12 protein-coding genes are annotated in these 23,570 nt (G+C 47.6%); 6 read left to right on the forward strand and 6 right to left on the reverse strand.

The window, feature by feature from the left end; translation table 11 throughout:
• Nucleotides 1-65 precede the first annotated feature (65 nt).
• The 6 genes from V7S65_RS05605 (at nucleotide 66) to V7S65_RS05630 (ending at nucleotide 10,950) form a co-directional block, all read left to right on the forward strand.
• Nucleotides 66-647 (forward strand): RNA polymerase sigma factor, encoded by a 582-nt coding sequence (locus V7S65_RS05605; RefSeq protein ID WP_159454161.1) that lies wholly within the window; start codon nucleotides 66-68, stop codon nucleotides 645-647.
• Nucleotides 648-750: 103 nt separating this feature from the next.
• A complete protein-coding gene (locus V7S65_RS05610) occupies nucleotides 751-1,953 on the forward strand; it encodes a FecR family protein (protein WP_336385914.1) in 1,203 nt (400 codons plus the stop codon).
• A gap of 161 nt (nucleotides 1,954-2,114) precedes the next feature.
• A complete protein-coding gene (locus tag V7S65_RS05615; RefSeq protein WP_336385913.1) occupies nucleotides 2,115-5,759 on the forward strand; it encodes a SusC/RagA family TonB-linked outer membrane protein in 3,645 nt (1,214 codons plus the stop codon).
• A gap of 24 nt (nucleotides 5,760-5,783) precedes the next feature.
• Nucleotides 5,784-7,214 (forward strand): RagB/SusD family nutrient uptake outer membrane protein, encoded by a 1,431-nt coding sequence (locus V7S65_RS05620; protein WP_336385912.1) that lies wholly within the window; start codon nucleotides 5,784-5,786, stop codon nucleotides 7,212-7,214.
• A gap of 141 nt (nucleotides 7,215-7,355) precedes the next feature.
• Nucleotides 7,356-8,525 carry a TlpA disulfide reductase family protein gene (locus V7S65_RS05625; RefSeq protein WP_336385911.1) on the forward strand — a complete coding sequence of 390 codons (1,170 nt, stop codon included), beginning with the start codon at nucleotides 7,356-7,358 and terminating at the stop codon, nucleotides 8,523-8,525.
• Between the two features lie 49 nt (nucleotides 8,526-8,574).
• Nucleotides 8,575-10,950, forward strand: a complete 2,376-nt coding sequence (locus V7S65_RS05630; protein ID WP_336385910.1) for a redoxin domain-containing protein — start codon at nucleotides 8,575-8,577, stop codon at nucleotides 10,948-10,950.
• Nucleotides 10,951-11,057: 107 nt separating this feature from the next.
• Here the strand turns inward: V7S65_RS05630 and V7S65_RS05635 are convergent, their stop codons facing one another.
• The 6 genes from V7S65_RS05635 to V7S65_RS05660 form a co-directional block, all read right to left on the reverse strand.
• Nucleotides 11,058-15,191 (reverse strand): insulinase family protein, encoded by a 4,134-nt coding sequence (locus tag V7S65_RS05635; RefSeq protein WP_336385909.1) that lies wholly within the window; start codon nucleotides 15,189-15,191, stop codon nucleotides 11,058-11,060.
• Nucleotides 15,188-16,369, reverse strand: a complete 1,182-nt coding sequence (locus V7S65_RS05640) for a TlpA disulfide reductase family protein (protein WP_336385908.1) — start codon at nucleotides 16,367-16,369, stop codon at nucleotides 15,188-15,190. Before V7S65_RS05640 ends, V7S65_RS05635 begins: the two co-directional genes overlap by 4 nt.
• Nucleotides 16,370-16,391: 22 nt before the next feature.
• The gene (locus V7S65_RS05645) at nucleotides 16,392-17,846 is read right to left on the reverse strand and encodes a RagB/SusD family nutrient uptake outer membrane protein (RefSeq protein WP_336385907.1); all 1,455 of its coding nucleotides are present in this window, start codon (nucleotides 17,844-17,846) and stop codon (nucleotides 16,392-16,394) included.
• 19 nt (nucleotides 17,847-17,865) lie between these two features.
• Nucleotides 17,866-21,459 carry a SusC/RagA family TonB-linked outer membrane protein gene (locus V7S65_RS05650; protein WP_336385906.1) on the reverse strand — a complete coding sequence of 1,198 codons (3,594 nt, stop codon included), beginning with the start codon at nucleotides 21,457-21,459 and terminating at the stop codon, nucleotides 17,866-17,868.
• Nucleotides 21,460-21,575: 116 nt separating this feature from the next.
• Nucleotides 21,576-22,781 (reverse strand): FecR family protein, encoded by a 1,206-nt coding sequence (locus V7S65_RS05655; protein WP_079467797.1) that lies wholly within the window; start codon nucleotides 22,779-22,781, stop codon nucleotides 21,576-21,578.
• Nucleotides 22,782-22,844: 63 nt separating this feature from the next.
• Nucleotides 22,845-23,453 (reverse strand): RNA polymerase sigma factor, encoded by a 609-nt coding sequence (locus tag V7S65_RS05660; RefSeq protein WP_159454158.1) that lies wholly within the window; start codon nucleotides 23,451-23,453, stop codon nucleotides 22,845-22,847.
• Nucleotides 23,454-23,570: the final 117 nt, after the last annotated feature.

Here is a 23,570-nt window from a genome sequence, read left to right on the forward strand (position 1 = left end):
CTTGTTATATTTCGGACATTTGCATAACCTTTCATTTATCCTTGTAATGCATTGAAATTTTCATATTGTCTACCACCCGGTCATACGATGAAAAGGAACTTCTACTGCTTGTAGCAGAAGGAAACGAGAAGGCTTTTGGAGAATTGATCGCCCGGCATGCCGGGCTTCTTCATGTATTTCTTCTTAAAATTACCCGCGATCCTGCCTCGGTAGAGGAGCTGATTCAGGATACTTTTCTGAGGATCTGGATGGCCCGGGAGTGGCTTGGACAGGTGAATAATTTTAAGCCCTATATGTTCACGATCAGCAGGAATCTGGCTGTAAATCTGCTACGGAAATCAGTCCGGGTCAGGTTGCAACATTCACAGTGGGCTGCAGAGACGACGTCTGAAGCAGATGAGAACCCCGACGAATGGAAATGGAAACTGTTTGATGAGGCTATAGAGCGTCTGCCTCCTCAGCAAAAGAAAGTATGGATCATGGCCCGCCGGGATGGAAAAAAATACCAGCAGATAGCCGACGAATTGGGGCTGAGCCGCGAATCGGTTAAGAAATATCTGCAGTTTGCTTCGGCGGCTATAAACCGTTACATCAGTGAACATCCTGAAATGTATGCCCTGTTCATTATCGGCCTGGCTGAATTATAAGATCCCTGCCTTTTTTTCGTGCTGTCTGAAAAAATCTGATTTTTTCTGCTCCTGCCATATCCCCTTTTTTCATTTTTTATTGTTCTACTAAGCACGAAGCCAGATGAATACCGACGATAAACAATATACGGAACTGATCAGACGATGGTTTAACGGGGAGGAATCTGAAGAAGATGCCTACACGTTGCATACCCTTCTGAAAGATAACAACCGCCTCCCGGAGCTTATTGCGGCGCTGGAAGAGGAGTATAACAACCTGTCTGCCACCGGTTATCCGGAAGAGCAGGCAAGGGGCCTGGCTGAAAAGATTGCAGGCATTAAACTTCCTGACCACGGAAGTGTGGTTAAAGGTAAGCTCCGGTTCCTGGGCAGATGGCGCGTAGCTGCGGCTTCTGTGCTCCTGGTACTGAGTGTTACGGTTTATTTCCTGGCCACACACAAAAGGAATACAGGTACGCCGGCTACTGCCGGTAATGGAACTGAGATAAAGCCCGGCATGCAGGGTGCGGTGCTGACACTTGCCGATGGCTCGCAGGTATTGCTGGATACCATTCAGAATTCTGCAATTGCCATGCAGGGCGGTGTTTCAGCGAGGGTGACTAACGGTGTGCTGGTATATGAAGGAACCGGAAACGAAATCGTTTATAATACCATTTCAACGCCTAAAGGCAGGCAATACCATCTGACCTTACCCGACGGTTCCGGTATCTGGCTGAATGCAGCCAGTTCCATCCGGTTTCCGACAAGCTTTTCCGGACCGGAACGGCAGACGGAAATTACGGGTGAGGTATATTTTGAAATAGCGGCAAGTAGTGGAAAGCCTTTTAGCGTAAATGTAAGCAATAAGGCATTGGTGCAGGTTTTAGGTACCCATTTCAATATTAACTCCTATGAAAACGAGGAGAACATTGCAGCAACGCTGCTGGAAGGAAGTATCCTTGCTTCCCCTGGCCGGAATAAATCAGCTGCGGATGTGGTGCTCCGGGCCGGTCAGCAGGCGTTGATCGCAAGGATGCCGGCAGGGAATGGGCAGACCGGAATAAAGGTGGTGAACGATGCAGATATTGAAAAGGTTATGGCCTGGAAAAATGGGCTGTTCAATTTCAACGGTGCCTCGCTTGCCGAAGTAATGAAGGAGCTGGAACGTTGGTACGACATAGAAGTGGTGTATGAACAGGGGATTCCGGAGAAAAGAATGACCGGCAAGATGACAAAGGATATTTCGCTTGATGGTTTGCTGGTTGGGCTGAAGGAGCTGGGAATCAATTGCCGCCTGGAAGGACGAAAACTGATCGTATTGCCATAATCTGAAACAATAATATAAAAAGAAAGAAGATGATGAATTAAAAGAAAGGGATCTGCTGTAAATAAAAAGCCGGAAGTGGTTCGAAGCTCTTCCGGCAAAATGTCCGGCTGATTCAAATCGAGGTCTGAACTCCATTTTCAACAACCAAACTGTGCTAATTTATGCAAAAAATTGCATTTGGTTCCAGGTTTCCTATGCCCGGACGTTTCGTTGCTACCCTGTACGGAGAGCCGCGGATGTTGGGTAACGGTCTTCCCGGGATCGCAACCAAAATCCTGTTAGTCATGAAATTGACTATTTTTCTGCTAATCGTTTCTTTTTTTGCTGTGTATGGGAAGAGTAAGGCCCAGCAGGTAACGCTTTCAGGGAAAGATATTTCTCTGCAGCATATTTTTTCCGCTGTTGAAAAGCAAACGGGCTACGTAACTATGGCCAATGAGGGAATTTTCTCAGGCAGCCGTTCCATTTCGCTGAATGTATCCGCGATGCCCCTGCGTTCACTGTTGGACCTGGTGTTGAAAGGCCAGCATATAAAATATGTTATCCAGGGCAAAACCATTTTTCTTTCCCAAAAATCTGTTCCTGATCCGGTTTCCTCTCCCGTTACTCCCACGGAGCCTGAAGCCGTACCTGTTCATGTTTACGGACGGGTATTGGATTCTATCGGTTATCCGATGGAAGGGGCTACTGTACAGATAAAAGGAAAATCTGGCGGAGTTACTACTAATAAAACAGGCTGGTTCTCACTGGAAGCACAGGAAGGCGATAAAATAATTGTTTCATTCGTGGGATATAAAAAAGTAGAGTTTGTTGCAGATGGAAAGCCGGAAGAAAAATTAATTGTATTACGGGTGATGCAGACAGGCATAAGCGAAGTGGCGATCGTTTCAACCGGATACCAACAGTTGCCGAAAGAAAGGGCTACAGGGTCTTTTACGCAAATAACCAGGGAAATGATAAACCGGAGCCCGGGGCCGGATATCCTGACCAGGCTCGAAGGTATAACCAACGGGCTCCTGTTCAACCGCACAAATGCAGAAGGTGAAAATGTAGGGGAGTTTCAGTTGGAGAGCAGGGGAAGGGCCACGATCATGTCGGAATCTTCGCCCCTGATCGTTGTCGATAATTTCCCTTTCGAAGGAAATATCCGCGACATAAACCCCAATGATGTGGAAAGCGTAACGATTCTAAAGGATGCCGCAGCGGCATCGATATGGGGAGCCCGCGCCGGAAACGGAGTGATCGTAATTACAACCAGGCAGGGAAGTTATAACCGGAAAGCCCAGGTGTCGTTTTCTGCAAATACAGCTGTTTCAGGAAAGCCGGATCTTTTTTATGACAAACGTTTTATGCCTTCGTCAATGGTTATGCAGATACAGAAAGAGAAATTTCTCCGCGGCGACTGGCAGACAGATGAAAATGGTATGATCGCTTTTTCTCCTTATGCGGAGCTACTCATTAAACAGCGTGATCACCTGATCAGTGAAGAAGCATTTCTGAAAGAGGAACAGCGGATGAAAAATACGGATATCCGCAATGATGCGCTGAAATACCTGTATCAGCAGTCGATTCAACAGCAATACGCATTAAACATTAATGGCGGAAGCAACGTTAACAAGTATTTCTTTTCTGTGGGATATGACAAGATGCGTTCCGCGATGGTGGGTGCCGATAACCAGCGGCTGACACTGAATGTGCAGAATGCGTTCAAACCAGTAAAAACACTTGAAATAAACACCCGGATAAGCTACAGCAGAACAAACGCAAATAACAACGCTTTCACAATGACAGACCTGGCGGGCAGTACTTCAGGTTTACAGCCGTATACTGCGCTTGTAGATGAGTATGGAAATCCGGCTAAAATCGAGTATCGGATCCGCACCGCTATTGCAGACAGCGCAGAAAAAAGAGGCCTGCTGCCGTGGTATTATAACCCCCTGGAAGAAATCAGGCGTGCCGACAATACCTCATCATCTTCATTCCTGAATCTGTTGGGCAACCTCCGGTACCAGGTGGTTAAAGGCGTGGATATTGATGCAACCTATCAGTATACCGAAGACAAATCATCGACCCGGTATATGTACGATAAGGAAACATACTACGTAAGAAATCTTGTCAACAACTATACCCAGCCAAACGGTGAAAGGCCGATTCCTTATGGAGGGATACTCAAACTGGGAAGCCCTGTACAACGTGTGCAGCATTCCGGAAGAATTCAGCTCAACGCGCGCAAAAGCATGGCTGAACATGAACTGGCCTTCCTGGGTGGGGCGGAAGCGAGGCAGACGATAGAAGAGAGTTTCCCGGAAACCATCCTGTATAATTATGACCCGGACCGGGGTATCGGAACATCAAGGATGGACTTTGTCAAAAATTATAAATTGTATACTTCATGGGCCAGTGCGCCAATACCCGGCGCCACAGAAAATACTTTTTATAGAATTGACCGGTACTTATCTTACTTCGCAAACTCCTCGTATACTTTCAGATCGAAGTATATTCTGAGTGGAAGTGCGAGATGGGATGGTTCCAACTTATTTGGGGTGAAAACCAACCAGAAAGGTACGCTGCTATGGTCGGCCGGAGCCAGTTGGAATCTTTCTTCGGAACCATTCTTTAAAGCCGATTGGGTGGACCAGCTCAGATTCCGCGCAACATACGGCAGCAGCGGAAACGTAAACAAGTCGGTTTCCACTTTCCCGGTGATCGATTATGCATCTGCCATAGCGCTGAATCCGGATCTGGAGCCGTATGCCGGCATTACTTCGCCGGGTAATCCATCGCTTAGATGGGAGCAGGTGAATACACTTAATCTCGGGGTTGACTGGTCGGTATTTAATGAAAGGATAAGCGGAAGCCTGGAATTCTTTACAAAAAAATCGAATGATCTTATCGGGGATGCTTTTCTTCCGCCATCCACAGGTATAAATACCGCGAACTATCAGGTATCGCAATACCGGTATAACTATGCATCGCTGCAAACAAAAGGGGTGGATCTTCAAATAACTACAAAGAACCTGGAAGGGGCTGTAAACTGGCAGACAACGTGGTTATTTAATTTCGCCGCAGATAAGGTGAAGAATTATTACAATTCCGGTACATTGAATGGTAACGCCTATGTTGGTACGCTGGGGTATCAGATTCCACTGGAAATTGGAAGATCGATATCCGGGATCTATGCTTATCCCTGGAGCGGATTGGATCCTTCAAACGGAAAGATGATTATTTATCAGGATGGTCAGAAGTCGACCGACTATGCCGGTTATATGGCCTCGCTGCGGCCGGAAGATATGGTGTATGCAGGTGTTACCAATCCGCCATACTATGGTTCCATATTAAATAATATTGAATGGAAACGGCTGCAATTGAGTGTGCTGCTTAGTTGGAAAGCAGGATATGTTTACCGCAGATCATCTTTATTTCCCGGTATGGAGTATACGGGATCGGGCTTATTTCATACCGATCTGCTTCATAAATGGAAGAAGCCCGGTGATGAGCTGGTTACCAATGTTCCCGCCGGCGGCGGTCTGAATGGATTTGATCAGAACGAATCTACCATTTATCTTTTTTCAGAGACGCTGATTTCAAAGGGGGATCATATTGCCATACAGGATATCAGTTTGAATTACTCGATTCCAACAGGGAAAAAAGCGCCTGCAGTTTTCAAGGCGGTAAGAATTTATCTGTATGTACGTAACCTGGGATTTTTGTGGAAGGCAGATCGCAATAATATCGATCCTGCTACGCCGAATGCGAGGTATCCGCAACCAATACAGTTTAATACAGGCATCCAGTTATCCATTTAACGCACAATTCAATTCCTGTTAAGCATGAAACTTTTATTAAAATATTATATAGGGTTTGTCTTTCTTCTGATGTTGGGAGGATGCAGCAACGATTTTCTTGAAGTAAAACAACTAAAAAGCCTTCAGGTTCCGCATACCATTGCCGATTTTCAGGCAATACTCGATTACAATTTTGCTCCGGGGAATACCGCCCATACTTTTGGTGCAAACGGGAGCGACGAGTTTATCATTACGGAGAAGCGGTGGAATCAACTGGCAACGGAAAGCAATGCCTACCTGCGGGATGTGTATGTGTGGTCGCAGAAAATCAACATGCTTCAGTATGAGCAAAATATGGACTGGAGCCGTTCTTATCTCTACATTTTTTATGCAAACCATGCCCTCTACGGGATTGAATCCATTCAGCCAGCACCCGATGAACAGATTGCATGGAACAATGTAAAAGGTAGCGCGCTTTTTTTCAGAGCCTTTCATTATTATAATCTTGCACAGCAATTTTCTTTTCCCTATGAAAGAAGTGACAATCCCAATGGGCTTCCACTCAGGCTGGAACCCGATGTTACGGTAAAAGTAAAGCGATCGTCTGTCCACGAAACTTACAAACAGATATTGGATGATGCACTGAAAAGTGCGGAGCTGCTTCCGGCGGAAACAAAAAGAACCAATTATATCAGGCCGGGAAAGGCTGCGGCTTATGCTCTTATTGCAAAAACGTATCTTTTGATGGAGGAATATGAAAAAGCGGCGCAATATGCAGAACGCTGTCTTTCGCTCCGCGGACAACTGATAGACTTCAATACATTAGGCGCCGATGATCCTGCCAATTTTTATGAATACGCTTTTGCCGCAGATTACGGCGCCAGCAATCCGGAAATGATCTATTATTCCGTGTCAGACAATGGTTATACTACTGCACTCAATTCCGTATTCAAAGACAGAGCTGAATTTCATCCTTCATTGCTGGCGCTGTACGAACCGGGAGATATCCGGTATAAAGTTTATTTCAGACCCTATATTGATGTTGATGGATACAGATTCCTGGTCTTTAAAGGATCATATGCTGCCTACTCTTATTTTTCCGGCCTGGCGGCCGACGAAATTTATCTGCTGAACGCCGAATGTAATGCCCGGACCAATAAGATAGACAAGGCGCTTGATGATTTGAACCTGCTGCTGAAAAACAGGATCGATCGTTCCTGGTTTTCTCCGGTAACGGAAAAAGATTCTGAAAAGCTGCTGAAGATAATCCTCCTGGAAAGACGGAAAGAAATGGTCTTTCGCGGCACAAGGTGGCAGGATCTCAGAAGACTGAATAAGGAGCCCCGGTTCGCGCAAACACTTGTGCGGGAGATTGGGGGAAATCGCTATGAATTACCGCCCAACGATCCGCGATATACATGGCCTATACCACAGTCGGAAATTGACGCCGGCGGGTTGCCGCAGAATCCCAGGTAAGGTTTTAACTGAAGAAGTGACAAGGTCCCGTTTCCGGCCCTTCCCGACTGCTGACCACGGAACGGAACGAGGCCGGTCATACCCTTATTTTGTAAGCGACCCGCGGGAATAAATAATTATCAGATCTGAAAATAGAAGAAAATGAAAAAAAAGTTAACCGGCGGATTGCTTGCTGCACTCGCACTTTCCCTGACAGCGGTCTGTCTTTTCGCGGCCCCTGTAAACAGAAACTACACCATCGAAGGCACTTTGCATCAGGTAAGGGAAAGTAAAGTGTTTCTTTTGAAACAATACCGCAGCGGGCAGGAGGCTGATAGTGCGGTACTTGTGAATGGCAGGTTCCGGTTTGAAGGAATACTGAAGGATGATATTGTTGCTGCGATGTTTACGATGCATGTCCCGGTAACGGAAGCACAGCTTGCTGAAAATCCCTTTGCTGGCATGAGCAGCCGTCATTTTTACCTGTCTCCCGGAAAGCTTGTCGTTTCCGGCAACCGTCTGGAAGACATCATGTTCGCGGGCACTGCAGAGGCTGACGATTTTATGCGCCTGGAAGGAATACTCGGGCCGATAAATGCAACCTTGTCCCGCATCGGATCGCAATATCGCCTCATCAGTGCGATGAATGGGTTTCCCGGCAAACAGGACTCGCTTGCAGCCTATTCGGTAGCATCAGAAAAACTTGCGGATAAATACCGTGAAGCCGAAAAGCTATTTATTAAAGATCATCCTGCATCATTGCTGAGTATGGCTATGTTCAGATCGATGACTGAGGTGGTGGACACCAAAGATGCTGAAGAGATGGAAGTGCTTTTGACCGGTTTGTCGCCGTTGTTGAGAAACAGGGAAGATATGCGCGCAATCAGAAAAAGATTATTGGTGCTTTCCCGGCTGGTACCGGGAAAGCCGGCATTGGAATTTAGTATGCCGGATTCAGCGGGCAATAGTGTGACGTTGTCTTCTTATCGGGGAAAATATGTACTCGTTGAGTTCTGGGCGAGTTGGTGTGGTCCCTGCAGGTCACAAACACCGTATCTGATGAAAAGTTATGAAACCTTCAAAGGCAGGAATTTCGATATTCTGGGTATTTCCCTGGATGACAACCGGCAGAAATGGCTGAAGGCCATTCATGAGGACAAGCTTCCCTGGACGCAGGTGTCGGAGCTGAAAGGGCATAGCAGCAAGATTGTATCAAAATATGCTGTTACTGGAATTCCGTTGAATTTCCTGATCGATCCAAATGGGATTATTGTAGCGACCAATCTTAGGAACGACGGGTTGTATGCAAAGTTGGCGGAACTGCTGAAGTGATATTATTACCTAATTAAATTTTGATGTGATGAAAACTATATGGTTGTACATGGTTATGATAAAATTGGCATTCCTTTTTTCCACCCTTCATGTTTTTGCGGGTGAGGGAGAGAAGTCATTTTTTATCAGTGGTAACTTTAAAAAGGTGAAACAAGGGAAGATATTTCTGCTTCAGCAAGTTTCGCTGGTGGAGCGATCCAGGAATCCGGGAGCTTATCTGCGCGACAGCGCGGTGATTGTGAATGGGGAATTCAGTTTTAAAGGCACTATAAAAAGCGATATAGTTCCCGTGTACTTCACCATGCAGACAGCGGTGAGTGAGGCGGAGCGGGCGGCGGACCCACTTGCGGGAAATCAGACGCGCTACTTCTATCTCATGGAAGGGAAACTTCATATGTCCGGCAACGATTTGGAGGATATGGTGATCTCGGGAAATGCTGAAATGGCTGCATTTATGAAGCTGGATAATAGCCTGAGACAGCAACGTACTGCATTTGGCAATGCATTCAGAAAGCAGTTGAAAGTTTCGCCGGCCGGGGAGTTTCCCGGAAAAGCTGATTCTATCGCTTTCTATGCTGCGCAGATGGATAGTCTGAAAAAGCTGCAGATAAGTATCGAGTCAGATTTTATCGTTCAGCATCCTTCGGCATTGATCAATGTCGCAATATTAAAAGGCCGGGCTGCTTTGGCAGAAACATCCGGTGCACGTGAAATCGGAAACCTGGTTGCCGCGTTGGCGCCGGAACTGAGAAACAGGGCGGATATGGTGGCAGTCAGCAACAGGATGAAAGGCCTTGCTTCACTGGTGGCTGGCAATCCTGCACTGGCTTTCAGTTTGCCTGATACGGCCGGCAATGCAGTGGCATTATCGTCGTTTCGCGGGAAATATGTGTTGATTGAATTCTGGGCAAGCTGGTGTGGACCCTGCCGTATGCAGATCCCATATCTGAAAAAGAGTTACGCAGCTTTTCAGAACAAGGGCTTTGAAATTCTCGGCGTTTCCCTGGATGAAAACAGGGAGAAATGGATGAAAGCCATCTATGATGAGCAGCTTCCCTGGACGCAGGTTTCTGATGTGAAAGGGCTGGAAAGCCCGGTTGTAGCAATGTATGGTATTACCGGCATCCCACTGAACTTCCTCCTGGATACAAACGGCGTGATCATCGCCAGGGATCTCCGTGATAATGAACTTTCGGTCAGGTTGTCGGAATTGCTTTCTTCAAAAACAGCAACGGAAGGACCGGGTGTACATTTCGATCACGCACTGTCGTGGGAACAGGTAAAGGCAAAAGCAAAAGCTGAAAACAAGTATATTTTTATGGACTGTTATGCCACCTGGTGTGCACCCTGTGTTAAAATGATCAAAGAGCTGTTTCCGAGGAAAGAAATGGGAGATTTTTTCAACGACAAATTCATTTGCGTAAAGTTGCAGCTGGACAAGACTGATAAAGATGATGATTATGTAAAAATGTGGTATAAGGACGCTCAAATGATTCATAACACATATAAACTCCCGTCAATGCCGACATTCCTTTATTTTTCGCCGGATGGGGAGCTGGTACACCGGGTTCCGGGAAGTGAAGATGCTGACCGTCTTATTGCTAAATCTACTGATGCCTTAGATCCGGAAAAACAATATTATACCCTTGTGAAAAAGTTCGGGCAGTCGGACAAAAAGAATACGGACATGATGAAGAAACTGGCTATTATGTCTCAGCAGGTTATGGAAAAAGACAATGCACTCAGGTATGCTGATATGTATGTAAATTCCCAGGACGACCTGCTTACAAAAGAAAACATACTGTTTCTGAATCGCTTTTCTTCTTCGGGTAAGCTGAAGGGTTTTGAAGTTTTTATGAATTATGGAAACAGGGTAGACGAAGTGCTGGGTGCCGGGGTTGCGAATAACAGGGTGCAGGAGGTTATTTTTAATGAAGAGGTAATGCCGTTGTTGACGAATTCCGCGGGTTCAGTTCCCGATTGGAAAGCGATTCAAACATCCGTGGCAGCGAAGTATCCTGCCCATGCTGAACCTGTAGTCGGAAAATTCAAGGCCCAATATTATATGAGCAGAAATGACTGGCCGAATTTTCAGAAAAGCGTTATGGCATACATGAAAAAGTACGGGCCCGCTTTTACGGATAAAGAAACATTTAATGTGTTTGCCCGGACTATTTTTGAGAACAGCCCTGACAGGGATTGTATTACCGCGGCACTGGGTTGGAGCAAACGTGCATTGGCTGAAGATAGCGCCAACCGGGAGTTTATGAGTATCTACGCTGGCCTCCTTCACAAGTCAGGAAAGACTAAGGAAGCGGTTGCGGTAATGGAAAAGGCGGTGGAACTGGCATCCGGCAGTGAAAAAGAAAACTATATGGTTACGCTGGGAAAGATGAAGAAGGGAGAGAAAACCTGGAAGAATTAATTTTCGTGCGGCTGTTTCGGAAGCTATATAATTATAAAAATGAAGGGTGGCCAGGATGAGCCACCCTTCTGGTTTTATGGATGTTCGACATTCATTTCTCCTGGTGTTCAAATCTTTTCTGGCAATAACACGAATCGGATCATGTTTTTGCCACTCAGATAGTGGGCCGCCGCTTTTTTCAATGAGGCCGACGTCAGTTTATCAAGATATTCACGGTAATGATTGATTTCAGCTACATCTTCACCGTTTTCATATTGTGTACTCAAATAGCTTAACCAAAAATCATTGGTGTTCAGGGCGGCTTCTGTTTGTTTGATAAAGGCCGTCTTGAACTTTTGCAGATCTTCAGCACTGGTTCCGTCTTCTACAAGTTTTTTCATAGCTTTCTCTACCAATGATACCAGGTGATCGACATTGACAGGGGCGCAACCGAAAGAAATGGTGATACCAAATCGTGAAACGGGATATTTCACCGTTGAAGTACGCACAGAGGGGCTGTACACTTCTCCGGCTTCTTCGCGGAGACTTTCCAGTAAGCGATATTGCAAAACTTCGCCCATAGCATTTAACAACAACCTGTTCATCGGCGTGAGGTTGTCCTGGCCCCCCAACATTATCCTGACAGTTGCTTTTTCTTCACTGCCTTTAAATACCTGTTTCGTGATGCGGCCGGCAGGTACCGTTGCTTTGTAATCTATTGCCTTTTGTTTACGTTGCAGGGATGGCAGCGAACCCAGGTATTTTTCCAGTAATGGCCGGATCGTTATGCTATCGATATTGCCTGTAAATATGAAGGTGAAGCCATCAGCGTCCGCGAATCGGTCGCGGTAAATTGACACTATATCAGACAGCTTTACACGATTCACCTGTGTAATCGACGGAGTGGCGCTACGCGGACTATAACCACTCATGAAATTATTGATAGTATCGCTAAACACATTGGAGGGATCGGCATAGCGGTTTATCAGTGAGGCTTTCATACTGTTGATGGCATTGGTGAACAGCTGGCTGTCGGCCCGCGGACTGGTAAATTGCAGATAGGTTAACTGCAGTGCAGTTTCCAGGTCTTTGGTGGAAGCGCTGCCAAAGATGCCCTGGGAGCGGGGACCAATGTATATGCCTGCATTGACGATTTTATCGTTGAGGATGCGTGCCAGATCAGCCGGACTAAATTTGCCGATGCCAAAACCGCTTAGCAGGCGGGCCGACAAGGTTGCAGCCAGGTAGATGGAATCAGGGTAGCGGGAGGTACCACCGGGCGCAAATGCGTTGTAGCTGATCTCATCGTTTTTAAACCGGGTAGGCTTTAGTACAACTTTGATCCCGTTACTTAAAGTAAGTTCCTCGGTTCCCATTTGTTTGTTGCGGCGGGACGAAACGATTTTTCCCGGCGTTGGGTCGTGGTCCAGTAATGATTTTACCGGAGATCCTGCCTCCTTGACTGGTTCCAGATTTTCTTCTGCCACTTCGTTCAGCCACCGGCGTACTGCTACTTCATCCGGCAGCAGGTCTTTTTGTTTGTCCGGTGCCTGAATCAGGATATCCTGATTAGTGGACCCAATATAATAGGGAATGAGCGCATTGATATCGGCAACAGTAAGAGCGCCGATATTGGCTTTTGCAAACTGGTACTCCCAATCGAGGCCCGGGCTGGCTGTACCATGTAAGAAATGAGCCTGGTATTCGGATACATAACTACGGGATGGTGTTTTGCTTGCTTCCATCCTGGCATTTTCCAGGGAGCGGAGATAGGACAGGCGAGCCAGGTCCAGTTCTGCAGGCGTAAAGCCATATTTGGTCACGCGGGTCAGTGAACGCCAGCCCTGTTGCACCGCCTGTTTTAACATTCCATCTTTGGCAGTCACATCATAGGAAAAAGCATCGAGCCCACCCATCAGCGGTTGAACGCTTGCTCTAATTGACGTGAATCCCGGATCTGGCAGGGGATTGAGTTCGTCCTGCATTCTTCTGCCAAGCATACTGTTAAACAGGGTCCGCTTCATGGAAGCAATAAAATCAGCTTCGGAGCTTATCTGCTGGCCCTTCTGTTTCACCAGGATTTGTAATTGTGTATTGGTGAGGTCCGGATCCGTTTGAGCCAAAAATTGATTTTTACCTGTCAGTGGTACCTCATAATGAGTTCGCGGAGGAGCGCCGGGAGGGGAAAGCAAATCGGCAAACATGCCCCGCACGGTCTTTTCCATTTGATCAACATCGATATCACCCACCACGATCAGCGCCTGCAAGTCCGGACGGTACCAATTGCGATGAAATTGTACCAGGTCTTTGCGGGTGAAATTCTTCAGCACCATATCAGTACCAATGGGCAACCGCTCCGCATACCGGGACTGATTAGTCACTATCGGCAAAAAGTTATTTCTCAGCCGTTCTGTCGCCCCTTTTCCAAGGCGCTTTTCTTCGACTACTACCCCGCGTTCCTTTTCAATCTCCAACGAATCCAGTGTGGCGGCATTAGCCCAATCCCGCATGACATATAAACCTGAATCAACCAGGCTGGGATCAGTGGTGGAAAGTGGCAACTCGTATACCGTTTCATCGAAGCTTGTATAGGCATTAAGGTCTGCGCCAAAACGAACGCCTGCCTTTTGCAGGTAGGTCACCAGCCGGTTACCCGGAAAGTGGCGCGTACCATTGAAGTTCATATGCTCCATAAAGTGAGCCAGCCCGCGTTCATGCTCCTGCTCAAGAATGGACCCTACCTTATTGACCAGGTACATCAGTACCTGGTTTTTCGGTTGATCATTGCGGCGAATATAGTAGGTGAAACCGTTAGGCAGCTTCCCGGTTCTAACGGCGGAGTCCAGCGGTACAGCTCCCGGCAATACGGGGTGGTCTTTGCGGTAGCGCAGGTATTTTTCATATTGAGGTTTATTGAACAGGTAACGCAGGTAACGGAGCTGTTTTGCTTCCAACTGGCCATATTCCCTGGATTTATCCGCTACCGGTGACCGGTACAGTTTCATAAGTTCCCTATAGTAACCCGGTAACGAGTAGAATAGTTTACCAGCCTGGAAGCCCTTGAGATCAGCAGTTGCTTTGAGCTGGTCCGTGTATGCTTTCACAAAGGACTCCTGTGTACTTCCCTTGAGCGCGGTCTCGTATTCAGGCTGCAGATTGCGGGAAAGCACGTCTGTAATCATCTTTTTTTCAACATCATCAGCCTCCAGTGAGCTGTATTCGGTTTGTGTGGCTGCTACCGGATCGGGAGGTCCCATCAATTCCAGGAATTTCTTTTCCAGTGCTTCGTGGCTAACATTGACGGTCACTATTTTGCCTTGCTGGTCAAAGAGCGCCAGGTAAGGGATGCCGCTGAAACGGTAGGTCTCCATCAGGTATACACCTTTGTCCAGTACCCGTCCCTGGCGCCACGTCATTTCCTCCTCCGCCAACGCTTTTTTCCATTCTTCCTCTTTGGCATCCAGTGAAATAGCCAGCACGTCGAGCCCTTTGTTTTTATATTCGTCGTAGAGCTTTTTGATCCCGGGGATGCCGGAGCGACAGGGGCCGCACCAGGAAGCCCAGAAATCTACCAGCACGTATTTGGATCCGGTCAGCGCTGCGGAGAGTTTCTTTTTCTCGCCCGTTGGGGTCACGAAATCAAAGTCCGGCGCCGGCGAACCTTGCTGTAATCTCACGGCTGCAGCAGCATAAGCTTTCACTGCGGCGTTAGATGGATTTTTTCTTAACAGGGTTGGGAGGATCTCGCCAATAAGAGCGGAATCCGTTTCAAAACTGAAGAAACTTAGCGGATAGAGTACACCGGGGTGGGTAGCGTTGGCACGGATCAGCACCGTCAGTTTTTCACTGAAAGATTGCAAGGCCTGTCGTGGATTGGTACCGTAGTCTTTTGTTCGTTGTGCGATGGCCAGATTCACCTGGTGCACAACCTGGTTATCGGTATCATTCGCAACAATGGGCATTTCCTGCTCATCAATATCCATCACCAGGTCTTTTCCCGTAGCCCAGAAAGCATATTGTCCGCCCATTCTGTCGCCCACCAGGTAAGCTCCTTCCCGTTTCAGGTGCAGGTTGGCTATGTATTGTCCGTCACTACTGATATTGGCTGAATCTATCAAAACGGGAATCTGGTTCCGTCTTTCAAAAAAATACAATTGCCGGGTGCCCGCCGGGTGTCTGACTTGTCCATGTACACTCATCTTTACCTGGGCATGTGCTAAAGGCGGGCATAGCAATGCTGTGATCCACAAAAGCTTTTTCATTTATCTGTCTGTTTTTGTTTTATCAAGTACTGAATGGTGGCTGCGAGATGTTCGTCAAAAGCTAGTCCGCCGGCCAGGATTTTGCCTTCTGGTCCAATCAGGTAACCTTGCGGCAGCCGCATAATGCCCAGGTCAAACGCTTTGGCGGTTTCACTTTTCGCACCGGTGCCGGTAATCCCATCCAGATCAATGACATTGATCCAGGAAGATTTGTGGCGAGACAAGGTTTGCGTCCAGAAATTCCAGTCCGGCGAAATGCCAACAGCATAGATTTGAAGAGTGGAAGGATTTACCTGTAGCCGGATCTGCTCTAAAGATTGCATAAACGCAGGCGTCCCGCCGGAAAGCGTTGTCCAGAAACCGAGCAGAACATATTTGCCGCGCAAAGAGGACAGGGATACCTGCTGCCCGGTGGTATCGAGCAGGTTTATATCAGGAACCATTGTTCCCGGGGCAAGGTGCCGGGCTTTTGCGATCCTGGCTGCGAACAGCTTTCCCTGGTAAGACTCACGAATGGGAGCGGTAAACCGCTCGAACGCAGTTTGTGCTTCGGGCAGTTTCAGCGCCTGGGTTTCATACCTCAAAGCAAAAAGATCGAACGCCACAAAACAATCCGGATAGCTGAGGATAAAGTTGCTGTCAGCCAGAGCGCTTTGTGTGCGCACCACCGTCATGGAATCCCTGACCAGTTGGACACCCATAGAGTCTTTGGCTTCATAATGTGCCTGGCCGGAGCGCATCAGCGCCTCGGTCAGGGATTCAAAATGCCGGTGCAGGCTGTCGAGAATCCTGAAAGATGCCTGCTCTTTGCCATTGGTAATCTTTGCTGTTTTGAGTCCTGCTTTGCCTTCGATGGTATTGACGCCCGGCGAGAGGTAAAACTCCTGTTGATCCAGTGCCATGTATTGGTCGTAGGTTATTCGTCCGTAAAGCGGATTAATAACGATAACAGCCTGAGTGGGAGAGGTGATCTTGCCGCTCAGGGTGAACCTGCCATCTTTAAAATTAACCGAGTCTTTCACCATTTCACCCCGGTTGGAATAAGTGATTCTTATCATTCCCTGTTGATCTTTTCCCAGCTCACCGCGCACTGTAAATTCGTGTTGGGCAAACAAATGATTGCTGGTACAGAGCAATACAATAGCAGCCCGGCATGCGGGCATTAGCCACTTTTTCATTATAAATCGATTTTAGATGGTTCTATGGATTATTCTCCAGCCCCGGGTTTACGACCATGATATTGGATGGAATGCGAAGCGTCAGCCTGTCGGGTTGACGCAGGGTATATGTTTGCGTGCTCCCGTTCTGCAGGTAGACGCTATGGGTAAATGTCTGATTGGGAAACAGCGGATCCACGCTGAGTCTGCGCATATCGAACCAGCGATAGCCTTCTGCCGCAAATTCACGGATGCGCTCATCGAAGATGAATTTTATCAACGCAAATTTATCTGTCGCTGTAGCAGAAGGGACGGGAGCATCTGCTTCGGGCATCCGGTGTTTCCGCAGCATTTCCATATCGCCGCAGGCGCCAGTCAGATCATCCATCCGGGCCTTGCATTCTGCACGGAGCAGGTAAAGCTCGGCAAGGGTGACACCAAACCTGGAATACATGACGCCATAGCGGCGCAGGCGGCCGGACGGGTTAGGCGACCAGTCAGGATAATCGGCTGAATAGAATAATAACCGAAGGTCTGTTGGGCCAAACAGGGCTGCTGTTTCCGGCTTGATGATAATACCCATGCCACCGGATGCGAATTGATTGCTGAAGGTTTTTGCCAGTACAGATTCCGTATAATCGTTCAGATTTACATAGGCAGAATTAGGACCATTCATGCCAATAGGAAGAAAGGATCCACCTGGCGCCAGCTCTTTGTTGTAATCGTAAAGCCTGGTTTGAATGGGAGAGGTGTTGGCGTCATCGATAGCTGTATTAAACAGCGGCAAGGCATCAACGCTTTTCCCCATGAAAAGGTATATTTTCCCCAGGATGGCTGCTGCAGCAGCGCCAGACATCCGGCTTTTGACTTTGAAACGCAGCGGCAGCACTGCGATGGCGGCGTTGAGATCAGCAATCATAAAGTCGTACACCGCCTGGACCGTGCTGCGGGAAAAAGAGTTCTGCATTACGTCCGCGGTAGTAATGATGGGAAATCCCGGATCGGTGGTTGCTGTAGAAGCCTGGTAGGGCTTTGCATAAAAATTGATGAGCTGGAAATAGATCCAGGCGCGGGTAGCTTTGGCCTCGGCCTGGATATATTGTTTTTCAAGGCTGGTTCCGCCATCCGCGTTCATCACTTCATTGATGACTTTATTACAGGTATAGAGATTGGAAAGAAAACTTCTGAGATCACTTGCTACATCTGATTCCTCATAAATCACATCATCCCATCTGAATAACCGCTGTACATAAGGGTAAGCATTGGCGTAATAATTCTCTTCCGCGGCTATTTCATCGCCCATCAGCAGTGGTACCTGCCATCCGCCTCCCTGCAAATAGTTGTAGAAATCGGGAGAATTCATCAAAAGTTCGTAGTCTGTTATTGTTGAAGCCACCTGCTTTCCTTTAGGTATCACATCCAGGAACTTGTTGCAGGAAACGGTCAATACAGCAACTGTGTAAATAAGAAGACTATATAAGAAGAATTGCTTTTTCATTTTTTTCATTTTAATCTTATCAGAATGAAATATTGGCGCCCAAATTATATGCATGGCTAAAACCGGGCAGCAGGCGGATGCCTTCGGCCAGCATATGATACTCCGGGTCAATGTTGTCTTTGTTGGCCTTCCAGAGCATATAATTGGTTGTTTGCACAAAGACCCGGGCGCTGCCGAGACGCATCGCCTGAGCAATGCGGGCTGGCATGTTCCAGGCCAGCGTGATATCCCGGAGCTTGATATAAGAGGCGCTGACCACATTCACATCTCCAAGCGCGTAATATTGGATATCGCGGCGGAAGAAACTTTCATTTTCATTGGAGACGTAGGAGGGAATTGAAGTAAACTGTTCGTCACCCGGTTTTTTCCACCTGTTTTCAAAATCAGTACGGATGTTGCCGTTGAATAATCCTTGTGCGCCCGTAAGTCTGCCGGTATAAAACGTATTGACATCCCGCCGCATCACATGACCCAGATTGAAGACAATGTTGGCGTCCAGGGAAAAAGCTCCATAGGTAAACATGTTGCTGATGCTGCCGTTGAAGGGTGGGATGACAGTGCCCATGTATTGTACATCTTCTACTGTGGCCACATTCCTGGATTTGGTTTTCGTTTTGTCGGAAAGCCAGATCATCGGGTCGCCCATATTATCAAGGCCGGCAAACCGGTAAGCCCAGAGGGACTGCATGCTATAGCCGATGATGTAGTTGGCCCTTACACGTGAAGAGGCAGAGTTGGCAAAAACCGAGGGCGGGGTATAGTCCACCAGTTTGTTCTTATTATAGCTGAAAATCAGGTTGGATTGCCATCTGAATTTTGCTGCGTTGATATTAACTGTTTTCAGGCTGAGTTCTACCCCTTTGTTTTCCATTTCTCCGATATTACCACTGATACTGATAAACCCGGTTAAAGGATTGGTGCTATAGCCGCCAAGTAAGTCGGTTGTTTTCTTTTGGTAAAGATCCACTCCAACATTGATACGTTGTTTGAGCAGGCTAAAGTCCAGGCCAATATTGGTAGTGCGGCTCATCTCCCAGGCCAGCCTGCGGTTGGCAGGCGTGATGATATTGAGAGAGGGCCCTCCGTAGCTTGGCCAGGAATCGCCCATCAGGATATCATAAGAAGAGGCGCCTCCGCTATAGGGAGAGTTACCTGTGATGCCATACGTTGCGCGTAGTGCCAGATCGCTTACCCAGGCTACATTCTCCATGAATGGCTCCCTGCCAACCCGCCATTTGCTGCCTACGCTCCATACCGGCCTGTTTTGTGTAGCCCGGTCGGTTCCAAACAGGTTGCTGTGATCCATGCGCCAGCTCATATCCAGGTTGTACTTATGGTCAAATTCATAGTTCACCAGTGTGAAATAGGAAACAATGCGCCTTACATCTTCTGTTTTATTGAAAGGCAGCTCCTGGAGCCGGCTGGCCCAGGGAATCATTGTACCCATTACTCCATTGCTAAGCATTTTATAATCCAGGGCAGAATAGGTTTGCAGTGCATTGTTGTAGCCACGTACTTTCGTACCGGTCATAATCATAGCCTGTTCCTGGATATCCTGTCCTGCCTGTACGCCCAATTGGTGATTGCCAGTTTGGTCTTTGAAACTATACACCAGCTGATTTCTTACCGTCCAGTTACGAAGTTGTTGGTTAGCGGTGCTATAGGAGCCTCCTGTGGTAGGCAGATAATACACGGGTGTTGATGCAGCTGTAGGGGCTACTGTAAACCCTAACAACTCTTTACGGAGTGCAAAACCTGCGATGTCATCATAGCTGCTGCTGCTCACCTGGTTGCGGATGTAGCCGTAATTTCCCTGGAAGCTGAGACCTTTTACAGGCAATGCAATCTCCAGGGTACCGGATACATTGATATTAACGGCTGTTGAATTGGAATTGCCCTGACTCATTTCTCCCAGTGGGTTATAGTCTAAATTAAGCCTGCTACGGGTAGCATAGTCGTTGCGCAATGAATCAGACCAGCCTTGTACATAGGGCATCGACAGGGGCTGTCCTTTGGAATCACGGAACAGCTGGTAGGGAATAAAAGAATGATCTACCTGGATGGGTCGCTTGCTGCTCACCTCATTTTGGCTTAGTGCGGTAATCAGCGTAGCCTTGATGATTTTATTGGGAGTAAATTGCTGGTTAAAGTTGATCCGGTAGGTATTGTTGCGCTCACCCGGGCGATTGCTGGTTACATTGGTATAGGCCAAAGATCCATAGAATGAATAGTTGCTGGTACCGGCAGAAAGGGAGAGGGTATGGTTGGTGGTGCTGGCATTGCGGTACCAGATGTCGCTGATCTGGCTGGCATTATTAAGTGCAGCAAGGCTATCAAGTGAGGCATTTTCCTGGGCGCTGCTGATATGTCCACGGTAACGGTCGTACATGATCTTTTCATGCGGGGTAATGACGCCATTTGACAAGGTGTTCCAGGGATAATTCACCGGGTCGAACAGTTGCCGGGCCACTCCGATATACTGGCTGCTGTTCATCATCGGCATATAATTAAAATCAGGCCGCCCCTGGATGTTAACCATCCCGCTGTAATTGAATTTTAGCCTGTTGTTTTTTGTACCCGTTTTGGTGGTGATGACAACCACGCCATTTGCAGCACGCGCCCCCCAGATGGCAGCCGCGGCTGCATCTTTGAGTACGGTTATATCGGCAATGTCATCGGGGTTTATGCTTTCGATATCGGGCACCTGTATACCGTTGACCACATACAACGGATCGGGATTGAGCTCAATGCTGGCCCTGCCGCGTATCAGGCTTTGCTGGCCGCTGGTGCCGCCGTCCCGGGTAGTATTGATTACCCGCGCTCCGGGAATCACTGTCATACCCGGTACCAGACCTTCAAGCCGGGCGATAACATTCATTGTGCCTGCCCGTTGGGAGAAAATATTCATGTCGGGTTTGGCAAAAGAGCCGGTTGCCCGTTCCCTGGACAGGGTTTGGTAGCCGGTATTTACTGTTACGGTCACTCCCTGCAGGGCAAATTCTTTTTTGCGTGCAATAATGGTGACGGATAACCTGCCGTCCAGGGCAAATTCCATCGGCTCCATATTTACTGCGGTAATGACCAGTATTGCATTGACAAACGCGCCAGGCAGGGTAAAATCACCGGACCTATCGGTTATCGTTCCATAATTGACATTTTTGATCTTGATGCTGACGCCGGGCATTGGCTCACCTGCCTCATTAATAATATTGCCATGAACGTTCTGTTGAACTTCTACAGTTTGATTGGTGGTATACTGCACTTTTTCGCGCACGAATATGGTTCGTGCGCTGGTAATTTCCCAGGCCAGATCCTGGTTGTGAAAAATTGCCTGCATGGCTTGCTGAACAGACACATTTTTCAAATCTACAGCTACCGGTTTACCTTTCTGACGTACCATTTTTACATCATACACCAGGTTATATCCGCTTTGTTTACGAACCTGTTGCAGTACATTATCCAGCTGTTCATTTTTTACCTTCATCGAAATCTGTGCCCGTGCGGACATACAGAAGAGAAGCATAGTGAATGTAAGCAGGACGGCCATGTGAATAGGCGTTCGCAATAAACTCTTTACGATAGGTAACGGATGCTCGTCACAAAATTTCCTCATAATTTTGGTTGTTGGGCATTTGAATAAATGATTCTTCCCTGTATTATCCGCATAACTTCTCAGATGCGCCCGGGACAAGCCCGGAGCGATACGCATATGGTTGGTTAACTGGATAGTCAGGGAGTGATTGTTAGTCTCCGGTTCTTCGCGTCCAGCGAATAGTTGATTTTATAAACCTCCAGGAAGTGTAATACTTCCGATAGAGGAGCGTTTCTATTGACAGAGAAATAAAATGTCTGGTCCTGCAGGGAACCTCTTATATCTACAGTAATATTATACCATCTTTCCAGCGCGCGCATGATCGTTGCTACATCTGCATCATGAAAGGCTATGTTGCCGTGGATCCAGGCAAATGTCTCTTCCATATCAGCATTTTTAACCAACCGGATTTGTGACTGCCCCTTTAGTAATAATGCCTGCTGGCCGGGCGTAAGGCGTTGTGTTTGTCCGGTGCTGATCAAATGTACTTTTACAGCGCCTTCCTCAAGGGTAGTGGCTACAGCAGGTTCGTTATCATAGGCGCTGATGTTGAAATGAGTGCCTAATACTTCCACCTCAGTATTGGCTGCTTTCACTTTAAAAGGTCTTCCGGCATCTTTGGCAACCTGGAAATACGCTTCTCCGGTTACGGTTACCATGCGGGCGCCCTGGGCAAAGGATGTCGGATAGGTGATAGACGAGGCGGCATTGAGCCACACTTTGGTGCCATCCGGCAGCGAAAGTTGATACTGACCTCCTTTGGGAGTAGTCAGCGTGTTGAGTGAAGCCTGACCAGCGCCTTCAGAAGATCCGTTTTCATAACGGATCTGTCCTCCTGCTGACTTTATCACCTTTACATTGCCTTGCTGTGTTAACTTGCCAATTGCCACGCTATCCAGCAGAATCGTAGAGCCATCGGCAAGGGTGAGCCTGGCCGTATTGCCGCCCGGAGCCACATCGCTGATAGCCATTTGATCCGTTATACGCTGGTGGCTATTCCGCCATAGGAGGAGCGAGGCCGATCCTATCAGAAGTAAGGATGCAGCGGCTGCATACATCCATTTGCGGTAGTTATTCCTGTTGAATTTAACAACGGGTGGCTGGTCTGCTATTTTTTGCTGTACCCGTTCCCATAACGGATCTGCGGAAACCTGTTCCCATATGGCCATATTATCTGTGAACCAACCGTCATCCATTATCTCTGTCATCGCCTCGCGGTTCCACGACGATGCGGCCAGCCAGTCTTCTAACCGGCGTTCGTCTTCCGTCGTCAGTTCCTGACCTGCGCATTTTTTATATAGTATGCGTAAAATTGCTCTATCGACCTGTATTGCTGGCTGCATATAATACTAAAACAACCATGTTGGCAAAACGCAACAAAAATTTATTTTTTTTTAGTAAAGACCTCAGAAATTATGTTTCCCGGATTGAATTAAAGGGAAGAGGGCCATAAACAGACCCAGTAGTTTGCGTTCGCGGAGCATATGGCGAAGCTGGGACATGGCCCTGGATTTTTCCATGCGGACATGCGCAGGGCTCATCTGAAGCTGTTGCGCGATCTCCGCAGCCGGTAGTCCATCCCTGTAAGTCCATTCCAGTATTAGTCTTTGCCGCTCAGGAAGTTTGCTCATCTCAGCAAAAATTATTTGCAGCAACTCTGCCTGCAACACCTGGGTTTCGATATAGTTATCCATTTCCTGTGGCTCGGATTGGAGAATTTTAGCCGCATTGGAAACTACTTCCTGGTGCTTGAGGATATTAAGGCATTGATTTCTGACGGTAGTATATAAGAAAGATTGTATAGCGGGGAACGCCACGAAATGGGAATGACGGTCCCAAAGCCTGGCAAAGGCGGTACTGACAACATCCTCCGCTTCTTCTGCGCTTCCGGTAATCTTCCGGGCAAAAAAGCAAAGGGGTTGATACAATAAATCGAATAATTTCCTGAATGCCTGTTGGTCGCCGGCCTGTAAAAGCCGCACCAGTTCCTCCTGTTGTAAATCTCCCCCGAACAATATTACAGATTTTAGATCTCCGCTAAAATTAATCAAAAAATGCGGCTGCATACTAACTTTTTGTGCAGGCGATGTTAATGACCATTAACATCGCCAAGGTATATGATGCTTTGTGGC

Source organism: Chitinophaga sp. CCNWYY40 (assembly GCF_037483205.1).
GTDB classification, from domain to species: Bacteria; Bacteroidota; Bacteroidia; order Chitinophagales; family Chitinophagaceae; genus Chitinophaga; species Chitinophaga ginsengisegetis.